The 11,449-nt window shown below is 44.0% G+C and carries 8 protein-coding genes; 5 read left to right on the forward strand and 3 right to left on the reverse strand.

Features of this window, described 5'->3' with window-relative positions; all coding sequences use genetic code 11:
• The first annotated feature begins 54 nt into the window (after positions 1 to 54).
• From G6Q48_RS08595 to G6Q48_RS08605, 3 genes are read left to right on the forward strand one after another with little or no spacing between them, the layout of a single operon-like run.
• On the forward strand, positions 55 to 2,973 hold the full coding sequence (locus G6Q48_RS08595; protein ID WP_166265805.1) for a xanthine dehydrogenase family protein molybdopterin-binding subunit: 2,919 nt from the start codon (positions 55 to 57) through the stop codon (positions 2,971 to 2,973).
• The gene (locus tag G6Q48_RS08600) at positions 2,970 to 3,536 is read left to right on the forward strand and encodes a (2Fe-2S)-binding protein (RefSeq protein ID WP_102140099.1); all 567 of its coding nucleotides are present in this window, start codon (positions 2,970 to 2,972) and stop codon (positions 3,534 to 3,536) included. The genes G6Q48_RS08595 and G6Q48_RS08600 overlap by 4 nt, the downstream gene beginning before the upstream one ends.
• A gap of 11 nt (positions 3,537 to 3,547) precedes the next feature.
• Positions 3,548 to 4,867, forward strand: coding sequence for a cytochrome c (locus G6Q48_RS08605; protein WP_166265808.1), 1,320 nt, complete (start codon positions 3,548 to 3,550; stop codon positions 4,865 to 4,867).
• Between the two features lie 187 nt (positions 4,868 to 5,054).
• Here G6Q48_RS08605 and umoC read toward each other — a convergent pair whose 3' ends face one another.
• Positions 5,055 to 5,480 (reverse strand): lysozyme inhibitor LprI family protein, encoded by a 426-nt coding sequence (gene umoC, locus G6Q48_RS08610; protein WP_166265811.1) that lies wholly within the window; start codon positions 5,478 to 5,480, stop codon positions 5,055 to 5,057.
• 413 nt (positions 5,481 to 5,893) lie between these two features.
• Between umoC and mutS the strand changes: the two genes are divergently transcribed.
• Together mutS and miaE are read left to right on the forward strand one after the other, a co-directional pair.
• A complete protein-coding gene (gene mutS, locus G6Q48_RS08615; protein WP_166265814.1) occupies positions 5,894 to 8,461 on the forward strand; it encodes a DNA mismatch repair protein MutS in 2,568 nt (855 codons plus the stop codon).
• Between the two features lies 1 nt (position 8,462).
• A complete protein-coding gene (gene miaE / locus G6Q48_RS08620; RefSeq protein WP_166265817.1) occupies positions 8,463 to 9,227 on the forward strand; it encodes a tRNA isopentenyl-2-thiomethyl-A-37 hydroxylase MiaE in 765 nt (254 codons plus the stop codon).
• A 78-nt stretch (positions 9,228 to 9,305) separates the two neighbouring features.
• On the opposite strand, the gene rpoS is transcribed toward miaE, so the two are convergent.
• Both rpoS and nlpD read right to left on the reverse strand, forming a co-directional pair.
• Positions 9,306 to 10,292: an RNA polymerase sigma factor RpoS gene (gene rpoS, locus G6Q48_RS08625; protein WP_102140104.1), complete on the reverse strand. Its 987-nt coding sequence runs from the start codon at positions 10,290 to 10,292 to the stop codon at positions 9,306 to 9,308.
• Positions 10,293 to 10,346: 54 nt separating this feature from the next.
• Positions 10,347 to 11,417 (reverse strand): murein hydrolase activator NlpD, encoded by a 1,071-nt coding sequence (nlpD, locus tag G6Q48_RS08630; RefSeq protein ID WP_166265820.1) that lies wholly within the window; start codon positions 11,415 to 11,417, stop codon positions 10,347 to 10,349.
• Positions 11,418 to 11,449: the final 32 nt, after the last annotated feature.

Consider the following 11,449-nt stretch of genomic DNA (forward strand, 5'->3'; position numbering starts at 1 on the left):
TTTACTTCCATTGCTCATAATAAAAACCCTAAAAATATAATCAGGGAGCACACTATGTCGGGTCATATTTCTAGACGTAACTTCATCAAACTAGGCACGATTGCAGGCATTGCAGTGATGGTCGGCAAACTCCCTTTTGCGATAGCAATGGAGCTCGATTCTGACTCTCCATCAACGGATTGGATTGGTCAAAACGGTAAAGCACGTTTTCGTTGGGACGGCGTTGAAAAAGTTACTGGGCGTAAAAATTTTGCTCGTGATTACCGCGCTAAAGACATCCCCGGCTGGCCAAAAAAACAAAGTTATGCCTTTATGTTAAAAGCGACAGAGGCAGATAAAACCTTTGAAGGCATTGATATTTCAATGTTAGGGCCAAATCTACAGCCTGATAAAATTGTTTTACAAGAAGACCTTATCCGTGATGGCTTAAATATCCCTCAAGACACCAGTATGGGGAAAGGCTTTTATGGCACCAATATTTTAGTTCCTCTAGGGGATACCCCGCCGATTATTGGCCACCCTGTTGCTATCTTGATTTATCATGATTTCGATAAATACAGTGCAGCACAGCGGATGTTACGCTTCGCCACAAACACCGTAAAATACGGAACGGTGACAGGGCCAAAACCGCCCGCTAACTACGGTGCAGCACGGTACGTGCGTATCGGTGGTGACACCCCACTTTCACCTTCTATCTTTTCCCCTTATCAAGATTCGGGTATTAAAGGCGGGTTCGATGGCAATACGCCTATTTGGCCACCTTATGACCCCAAACACGCCATTTCTATTCCACCCGTAATCCGTAAAGATCGTGGTGGCGGCTTTATTCAAGCCCTTCATCAGGCAGAAAAGAGCCCTGATAAACAAGAAAAAGCGATGGATTACGCACGGCAAATTGAGCAAGAAATCGCAGCCGCTCGCCAGAACCCTGATAAGTTTGTGATTGAACGCCATGGTTTTTCACAATCCATCGACCCTTGCGCGATGGAGCCTGATAACTGTAATACTTGGTATGACGCACAAACCAAAACGCTGCATATCTTAACGGCAACCCAATCTCCTGCTGGTGTGGTCAATGCCGCGGCTGAGCTATCTAAACACAACAAACATTTTTCCGTCGAAAACATTGTATTATTAACCGGTTCGACTGTCGGTTACGGCTCAAAAGACTATTCAGTTTTCCCTTTCTATTCGATGGTTGCCAGTTTCTACGCTGATGGCTTGCCTGTTCGCATGGCAAATGACCGCTATGAACAATTCCAAATGGGGATGAAACGCCACTCCATCGAGATGGATGTCACCATTATTGGTGATAAAAAAACTGGTAAATTTGATGTTTTAAAAGGCACTTACAACTGTAATGGTGGAGGCCGTGAAAACCTCTCCGTTGCCGTATCCCACGTTGCGGTACGTGGCGCCCAATCTATTTATTATTTCCCTAAATCTGACCTCACCGCTCTCGCCATGGCCACTCCGGCTGTCGAAGCGGGCTCAATGCGTGGCTTTGGTTCCTTGCAATCGATGGCTGTCACTGAATTGATGGTCGATGAAATCGCTCACAACCTCAATATTGACCCGATTGAACTGCGCCGCCGTAATGCTATTTTAGAAGGTTATCCGAATACACAAGGCGGTGTTATCGCAGGTGATCCTCGCAATGTCGAAATGTTAAATCTCGCGGAAAAACACCCGATTTGGGTCGATCGTGAGAAAAACAAAGCCAATTATGAAGCGAAAAACCCCGGTAAGCTATACGGTGTTGGCTTTGCGCAAGTGCAGCAAGTTTATGGCTCTAGTGGTGTCCCTACCATTCTTTCCCTCGAATTTGATATCAATGGCAAGCTAACAATGCGCCATTGTATGCAAGAGATTGGTACAGGTGGTACAACCGCGCAGCAAGTAATGGTATGGCAAGCACTCAGCAAAGCCCCTGATGTGGTTGAGTTTGGGGTGACTGAGTTTGAAGAACTACCGCTTAAAACCAGTTGGGCCGACCAGAAAAAACAAGACGAATTGTCCAAAACTGATCCCTATTGGACTCCTGCTCTGATCCCTGACATGAGTTCATCGAGCGGTGTTTATTACATTGGGTTCGGCACGCGCCAAGCGGGGCATTTTTTATTGGAAAATACCCTCTGGCCTGCGGCCAAAAGCATTTGGAGTGAAGGCCCCGGCGGCGGTGCGTTCAACGGCTTAAATGTTGAATTTGCCGATATTCGCGTTGGCCCAGAAGGTATTGGCGGTGGCGGAATGAAGCCCATTCCTTTTGACATTTTAGCCAAAAGAGCCCATGAGATGGGGCTCATCACCGGGGTTGCTGTTCATGGCTATTCCAGCTGGCAGTGGGCTCGCGCAGAGTTCGATATCCCAACTGTGGGCTTAAAAAATCTGCCTCTTGATGCGATATCCGTTCGTTATGGCGAGGGTGCGCCACAAGAACTGAAAAAACAGATGACAACTGGCGGTTATCATTTTATTAAACGTAAAATTGCCTATTACCCACCCACACAACGCGCAAAAGCAGACCCCACAACGGTCACACCCGCTTCTTGCCTAGTCGAGCTCAACGTCAACACGATGACAGGTGAGGTCGATGTCATGCGCCACCATATGATTATGGATCCCGGTACGATGATTGTCCCTGAATTAGTTTCAGGCCAGATCCAAGGAGGTACCGCGATGGGTATTGGCCATGCATTGATGGAAGAATTACCACTGTATGAAGATGGGCCAGGTAACGGGACATGGAACTTTAATCGTTATGTCCTACCGCGCGCAAAAGATGTGGCGGTTTGGCAGCAAACCATTGATTACTTACCACCTCTCTCAGAAACTTCGCCACCAAAAGGCATGGCTGAACTGGGGATGATCCCAATCTTACCTGCGACGAGTAATGCATTAACCCATGCGACAGGCAAGCGTTTCTATGAATTTCCTATCACGGTAGATAAAATTAAAAAGGCACTCTCATGAAAATCAACAATGCCGTTCCGATTATTGAGCGCAAGCCACTAACACTGACCATTAACGGCCAAAAAGTTGGTCCTATTGATGTCCCTGTTGGGATGCCAATGATTGAGTTTCTACATGAATACCTAGACCTCACTGGCACCCACTTTGGTTGCGGACAAGGGATCTGCCATGCTTGCACCATTATGGAAATCCAGCCCGATGGCTCAACGGTTGAAAGCCGCACCTGTATCTTTGGTGCCCATTATTTCAACAATAAAAATATTGTGACCATCGAAGGGCAAGCCAAACTAGATGAACAAGGCAAAGTTGTTGAATTAACGCCAATTCAACAAGCTTTTATCGAAAACTTTTCGTTCCAATGCGGTTATTGTGCGCCCGGTTTTGTCACGGGCGCGACGGTATTTCTTGATAAACTGAAGAAAAACCCAGTGAAACGTGACCAACTCGAACACGCCATTGAAGAAGCCCTCAATGAGCATATTTGCCGTTGTACAGGTTATGTACGCTACTATGAAGCTGTGAGGAAAGTCGCTCTTGACACTCCTGGCTGCGTGATCGACTAGGGGGAAACATCATGGCTAAATCCAGCTCTCTACGTAAGAGCATTTATATTATTATCTTATTATTCATAATATTAATGCTTGCGATCCTGTTTGGCGCTTTTCGTACCTCCAGTATCGGCCCTGATTTAGATAAACCGCTGACCTCAGAAGAAGTCGCCAAGTTACTACCTAGAGGACAAGAACTGGCAACCGCTGGGGATTGCTTTGGTTGCCACTCATTACCTGAAGGCCCATTGGCTGCGGGTGGTCGTGCTATCGGAACCCCCTTCGGTACCATTTACTCCACAAATATAACACCTGATAAGCAATTTGGTATCGGTAACTATACCCGTGCTGATTTCCATCGTGCTTTAAAAGACGGAATTGGCAAAGAGAGAGGTAATCTCTACCCTGCGATGCCGTTTGTATTTACCCATATGACCACATCGGAAGATATTGATGCCCTGTATGCTTATGTGATGTCACTTCCACCAATTGCGGTGCCAAACAAAGAAAATACCGGGGTATTTGTCCTACCCGTTCGCCCATTTATGAACTTCTGGACTTTGCTCAATTTTCCTAAACAAAATGCGCCCCATGACCCGCAACGCTCTGCCGAGTGGAACCGTGGCGCGTATATTGTCGAAGGTTTGGCACACTGCGGTGCTTGCCACTCACCACGTAACCTAATGATGGGTGTCGAGTTTTCACGGTCACTTCAAGGGGGTGAAGAAGCCGGTTTAGCGATCCCTGATATCACGGCAGAAGCGCTTTCCAAACATGGGTACGATACCGCCTCTTTGAGCCAGTTTTTACTGACAGGCAATGCCCCACAAGGCTCTGCATTTGCAGACATGAGCACAGTAACCCACTTTTCCACCAGTCAGATGAAAAAGAGCGATGTGGATGACATGGCGATTTATTTGATGACCGATAAACAAGGAAAAATACTCGGAGCCAAAACTCCACCAGCGCCATTACCTGAAGCAAGTTCACCAGAAGTGGGTGATGTCAGTCAAACCATGGAAACGGGCCGCTTGATGTATATGTCTACCTGCGCAGGCTGCCACGGGATCACCGGAGAAGGTGTGCCAAATGGTATTCCAGCGTTAAAAGGTAATGCTATCCTAGCCATGGATAGCCCTGAAACCTTTATCAGTGTGGTACTAACTGGTATTCCAACCACCACCTTCCCGAACGGGCAGCGTATGTATGCCATGCCAAGTTTTGCTGATGATTTAACGCCTCAAGAAATGGCAGATTTAATTTCATGGGCACGTGCTGAGTGGGGTGGGCAAGGTAAACCCGTCACCGCCGAACAAGTTGAAAAACTGAAAAAAGCAGCGCAGTAACTAAAATACTCCTCGGCGACTTATATTAGCTCAAAGAGGAGTATTCATAATAACGACATAAGATATGACTAAAAACCCCTTACTAAAAATTAAGAAGTTAATTAAGGGGAAAAGACGTTTTTCTATATTAGATAATAGCGCATCATGACATACATAAAGGCGCCAAAATACATAATGAAAAATACGATTAAAGACTCAGCGCTTCAATTCTGAAATAAGTCAGTTTAACCTTACACGCTAACATCACATCCCCTATTCCGCTTCCACCAAGTAAAGCATCACCTTGACGTTGACACTCACTGGTTCTGAACGCCAGAAAAGCATCCTGTGATTTTTTTAGAGAAGCAATCGCTTGTGCTGTTGCAGAAGAGTCAATTTTTTTCAGTTCAGTTTCATCATCTGCAAGTGATTTACTCATCACCTCATCTGCTCTATCTAGCTTACTTTGTAAACATGCTTGAACTGCTGTCCGTGGAGCATCTGCAATCTGCTCATAGCATTCGTTGAGAGGATCCGTTGCTAACCCAGGTACTGGGACATTACTAGCATAAACCATCACAGGCATAGTCATTGCTGCAGCGATAAATAATGCTTTTGATGTACTTAACTTCATAAAAACCTCTCAATTTGTATATGAAGTGCCTTTTTAACTTATACGAATAAAAAAATCGATATAACACACTAACTTTATGGACTATTCTTAGTATTTACTCATAGTAATAAAACTTATCCTACAGTCTAGATTTTTATCTTGAATTTGCATATTCCTAATATGAGGCAAAATCCAGAACAACATGCCTACATAAATTTCATTTTTAGTCATCAATTTTACCTTTGTATCACTAATACATATTTCAGACACTTTATCACCAAATGCACGTTGCTCCCGATAACCTCAACGTAATACCATAAAGAAATCCATGGCTAACACGTTTGCCTACTCTCATTTGATACGATCTGTGGTATTTTAGTCTCTGAACACCTCACAGAATTTAGTTAACTCAATACGTTAGAACAGACAACATTATGACTGATAAGCAAAGTTTCGAATCCCACACACCAATGATGCAGCAGTATCTAAAACTAAAAGCACAACATTCAGACATACTGCTGTTTTATCGCATGGGTGACTTCTACGAATTGTTTTTTGATGATGCTAAAAAAGCGTCTCAACTGTTAGATATTTCCCTCACCAAGCGAGGTCAATCCGCAGGGCAGCCGATCCCTATGGCAGGTGTCCCTCACCATGCTGCAGAGGGTTACTTAGCTAAATTAGTACAAATGGGTGAATCCGTCGCCATTTGTGAGCAAATTGGCGACCCAGCGACCAGTAAAGGGCCAGTTGAGCGCCAAGTAGTACGCATTGTGACACCAGGCACCATTACCGATGAAGCCCTATTAAATGAAAGGCAAGACAACCTTTTAGCCGCGGTATGGCAAGACCAACAAGGTTTTGGTTTCGCAACATTAGATATTACCTCAGGCCGCTTTATTATAAGTGAAATTGCCGACGAAGAAGCATTACAAGCCGAACTGCAACGCACTCGCCCTGCTGAACTTCTATACCCCGAAGATTTCGCCAGTATGGCATTAATTGAACATAATAAAGGCCTACGTCGTCGCCCACTGTGGGAATATGAACTCGATACAGCAAAACAACAACTCGGTTTACAGTTTGGCACAAAAGATTTAATCGGTTTTGGAGTTGAAGAAGCACACAAAGCGCTCAGAGCCGCAGGCTGCCTATTGCAATATGTAAAAGACACGCAGCGTACTTCACTGCCCCATATTCGCAGTATTGTGATGGAAAAACAAAATGATAATGTCATTTTGGATGCAGCGACTCGTCGCAATTTAGAGATCACCCAAAACCTTGCAGGTGGTACAGAAAACACACTTGCCGCCATTTTAGATATGTGTGTGACCCCAATGGGCAGCCGTATGCTAAAACGTTGGCTACATACCCCATTGCGTAATATTCAAGTATTAAATAACCGCCAACAAGCTATTAGTGCATTGCAAGAATGCGGCTTTGAATTGCAACCATTTTTGCGCCAAATAGGGGATTTAGAACGCGTATTAGCACGTCTAGCCCTACGTTCTGCACGCCCACGCGACTTAACCCGTATGCGTTACGCATTCCAACAATACCAAGATATTCATCAAATACTAAGCCAATCAAGTTGTTCGTATTTACAGGCCCTTCAAAATCGTATTGGTCAATTTGATGAGTTACAAGACTTACTTGAAAAAGCTATCATTGATGCGCCACCTGTATTGGTACGTGATGGCGGAGTTATCGCCCCGGGTTATAACAGTGAACTCGATGAATGGCGCGCCCTTGCTGATGGGGCAACCGACTACCTCGATAGGCTCGAAATTCGTGAAAGGGAAAAACTGGGGATCGATACCCTAAAAGTCGGTTATAACGCGGTTCATGGCTACTATATTCAAGTTAGTCGCGGTCAAAGCCATTTAACGCCTATCCATTACGTCCGTCGCCAAACGTTAAAAAATGCGGAACGCTATATTATTCCTGAACTCAAAGAGTATGAAGATAAGGTATTGACATCAAAAGGAAAAGCACTCGCTATTGAAAAAGCGCTGTATGATGAGCTGTTTGATATGCTATTGCCTCATCTTTCTGCGCTGCAAACCAGTGCTGAAGCACTTGCTGAGTTAGATGTCCTAGCCAACCTTGCGGAGAGGGCTCAAACTCTAGGCTACGCTTGCCCACAACTAACTGAAAAACCGGGTATTCAAATTACTGAGGGTCGCCACCCTGTTGTAGAACAAGTGCTTAGCGAGCCGTTTATTTCCAACCCGTTATCACTGTCACCGCAACGTCGTTTATTAATTATTACTGGTCCAAACATGGGCGGTAAAAGTACCTATATGCGCCAAACAGCATTGATTACCCTGTTAGCATATATCGGTAGTTTCGTCCCTGCCAGCAAAGCGGTGATAGGCCCAGTCGATCGCATTTTCACCCGTGTCGGTGCCTCGGATGACCTTGCATCTGGCCGTTCAACATTCATGGTCGAAATGACAGAAACCGCTAATATTCTTCATAATGCGACAGAGCATAGCTTAGTACTGATGGATGAAATTGGTCGCGGGACTTCAACCTATGACGGTCTTTCTCTTGCTTGGGCTTGTGCTGAGAATTTAGTAAATAAAATCAAGGCAATGACATTATTTGCAACGCATTATTTTGAATTAACAACACTGCCTGAGAAACTCGAAGGCGCGGTCAATATCCATCTCGATGCTATTGAACACGGTGATACCATTGCTTTTATGCATAACGTTCAAGACGGTGCCGCCAGCAAAAGCTATGGCCTTGCTGTCGCTTCTCTTGCCGGTGTACCAAAGGAAGTGATTAAACGGGCAAAACAAAAACTTAAAGAACTCGAAGTTATCTCAAACAATGCCAATGCGAGCCATGTGGATAGCGCCCAGCTTAGCTTTTTAACCACAGAAGATGTCGAGCCATCACCAGTATTAACTGCTCTCGCTGAAATTGATCCTGATAAACTCACTCCGCGCCAAGCCCTAGATTGGATTTATCGGTTAAAGGATATGGATAACTAACATGGATGAGTATGCGCAATTACTCACACCAATCAGGCAGTTTCTGCAATGTGAAACGCCTGATGCGTGGGTAAAAAAAGCGAGTTTGCCTGAAAACTTGCCCATTATCTTAAAGGACCATTTGTTATGTGAATTAAAAGCCGCGCAAAGTGCGATGTTTTTAATTCGCAAATATGCCGTTGATAAAGAAAGTGCGGCAGTCCTACTCGAATGGTTTAAACCTTATGAATCATTTGCTTATGATAGGGTTGGTGACATCCATACATTAAGAAACAAAAATCAGGTTTCTAAGCAGATATTGGCAAAAAAACAATCACCTTATAGCCAAGACTTAATTGATAAAATGGTCTTGCTTATCAAAGAAGAACTTCATCATTTTTACCAAGTTCTAGAGATCATGCATGAACGTAACATCCCCTATGATGGCGTCACTGCAAGCCGTTACGCCAAAGGGTTGTTGAACCATATCGACCCGCACGATCCAAAAACCTTAGTTGATAAGCTAATAATTGGAGCTTATATCGAAGCGCGTTCTTGTGAACGCTTTGCTAAACTCGCCCCATTTCTTGATGAGCAGCTAGCAAATTTTTATATTTCATTATTACGCTCAGAAGCTCGCCACTATCAAGATTATTTGCACTTAGCACAATTAATTAGTAAACAAGATATTACTGAGCGAGTTAATTATTTTGGTATTATTGAAGCTGAATTAATTTCGACACCTGACGATGATTTTAAATTTCATAGTGGTGTCCCCATTAACTAAGCTTGTTCTCTATTATTTACATATAAAAAGCCCCTATAAACCTTAGCTTATAGGGGCTTTAACTACCGAATCAACACCCTACATATTAAATAGCGACTCCAGAGTCAACTCTTCGCCATGTAAAATATCTTTTAATCGCTTTAAACCTTCTACTTGGATCTGACGAACACGTTCTCTTGTTAACCCAATTTCACGGCCAACTTCTTCCAGAGTTTCAGCTTCATAGCCTAAAAGCCCAAAACGTCGTGCTAAAACCTCCCTTTGTTTTGGGTTCAATTCATATAACCACTTAACAATATTATCTTTTAAGTCATTATCTTGAATTGTATTTTCTGGACCTGAATCATTATCATCAGACAATACCTCAAGCAAAGATTTCTCTGAGTCCCCTGCAATTGGCGTATCAACAGATGTGATACGTTCATTTAAACGTAACATCCTACTGACATCTTCGACAGGTTTATCTAGCTGCTCAGCGATCTCTTCAGGGCTTGGCTCATGGTCCAACTTCTGGGCTAATTCACGTGCAGTACGAAGGTAAATATTGAGTTCTTTAACGATATGAATAGGAAGGCGAATAGTTCGAGTTTGGTTCATGATCGCGCGTTCGATCGTTTGACGGATCCACCACGTTGCATACGTCGAGAAGCGGAATCCTTTTTCAGGATCAAACTTTTCAACAGCACGAATCAACCCAAGATTTCCTTCTTCTATCAAATCGAGTAATGCGAGACCTCGATTATTATAACGACGTGATATTTTTACAACGAGACGAAGGTTGCTTTCTATCATGCGCTGCCGTGATGCGATATCACCCCGCAATGCACGTCTTGCATAGAAAACTTCTTCTTCTGCTGTAAGGAGTGGTGAGAACCCAATCTCACTAAGATAAATTTGAGTGGCATCCAGAACACGTTGATTTGTGTTCTGGAGTAAATCCATTTCGTCATCTAGCTCAGTAACCAGATCCTCTTCTTTAAACTGACTCTCGTCAAAAGTGTCATTTAAATTACTTTCGTCGAGGTCATTATATAACTCGTTAACTTTCAGCGAACTTTGGCTCATCAGTGACTCCTACCCTAGATAATGCGGACAGAATGTCAAAGCACTCTGCCCAGTTTATCGTTGCGGTAAATAACGCAACGGGTTTACTGATTTTCCCTTGTAACGAATTTCAAAGTGTAGTCTAACCGAACTAGTTCCAGTACTACCCATAGTGGCTATTTTTTGACCCGCAGTGACGTCCTGCTGATCACGCACAAGCAATGTATCGTTGTGAGCATAAGCACTTAGATAGTCATCGTTATGTTTTATAATTATTAGATTTCCATATCCACGCAAGGCATTACCCGCGTAAACGACTTTTCCTGGCGCAGCAGCAAGCACAGCTTGGCCTCGAGAACCGGCGATATCTACCCCTTTGTTCCCACCTTGAGCATCAGAGAAACCTTCAATCATTTTCCCTTCGGCTGGCCAACGCCATTTTATTGACGAATTATTCGTACTACTGACTGCGGTAGAAGCGGTTGTTGTCGAGGCTGTTGTCGTCGTTGAAGCCTGCGTTGCAGGTTTCTTATTATTAGGCAACATCTTACCTGAATTTTGACCACCACTGTTTGCAGGATACTCATTAGTTGTTCGAAGATCAACCGCTTGCTGATGACTATTTGATGAATTTGCCGCTAATTGAGTGTTCGAGTTCACATTTGTGTTACCAATATTAATAACCTGCCCGACATTGAGACTGTAGGGCTCTGGAATATTGTTTCGCGATGCTAACTCACGGAAATCATTACCTGTTAAGTATGCGATATAGAATAACGTGTCACCACGCTGAACCGTATAGCTATTACCGTTATAGCTGCCTTTTGGAATACTGCCATAATCACGGTTGTATACAATGCGCCCTTCACCATTAGTTGTTACAGGCCCTGAGCTACGACTTACAGGCTGAGTATTTGTATTACTTGATAAATTAGGACGAGACGATGGCATTGCCGTGCTCATACCCGTATTTGGTGACGAGGCCGGTGTCGTCCTTTGCACCGTTTGCTGGCTAGACTGGCTATCATTCACACTCGAAATAGGTGCCGCTGTATGATACGGTGTTGAACAACCTGCCAATAGCGCTCCGCTAAATGAAAAGATGACGGCCCATCGAATTCTGCTTATAGGGCTAACAATTTTCATGCTTCTTCTCCCGTGAAGAAAAATCTGACGTG

This window comes from Providencia sp. M-27 (assembly GCF_011077905.1).
GTDB lineage: Bacteria > Pseudomonadota > Gammaproteobacteria > Enterobacterales > Enterobacteriaceae > Providencia > Providencia huaxiensis.

Bases quoted from the DNA above. Each gene is read 5' to 3' on its own strand.
- mutS (WP_166265814.1), top strand. From the start codon at position 5,894: ATGACTGATAAGCAAAGTTTCGAATCCCACACACCAATGATGCAGCAG.
- miaE (WP_166265817.1), top strand. From the start codon at position 8,463: ATGGATGAGTATGCGCAATTACTCACACCAATCAGGCAGTTTCTGCAA.
- nlpD (WP_166265820.1), bottom strand. From the start codon at position 11,417: ATGAAAATTGTTAGCCCTATAAGCAGAATTCGATGGGCCGTCATCTTT.
- G6Q48_RS08595 (WP_166265805.1), top strand. From the start codon at position 55: ATGTCGGGTCATATTTCTAGACGTAACTTCATCAAACTAGGCACGATT.
- G6Q48_RS08600 (WP_102140099.1), top strand. From the start codon at position 2,970: ATGAAAATCAACAATGCCGTTCCGATTATTGAGCGCAAGCCACTAACA.
- G6Q48_RS08605 (WP_166265808.1), top strand. From the start codon at position 3,548: ATGGCTAAATCCAGCTCTCTACGTAAGAGCATTTATATTATTATCTTA.
- rpoS (WP_102140104.1), bottom strand. From the start codon at position 10,292: ATGAGCCAAAGTTCGCTGAAAGTTAACGAGTTATATAATGACCTCGAC.
- umoC (WP_166265811.1), bottom strand. From the start codon at position 5,480: ATGAAGTTAAGTACATCAAAAGCATTATTTATCGCTGCAGCAATGACT.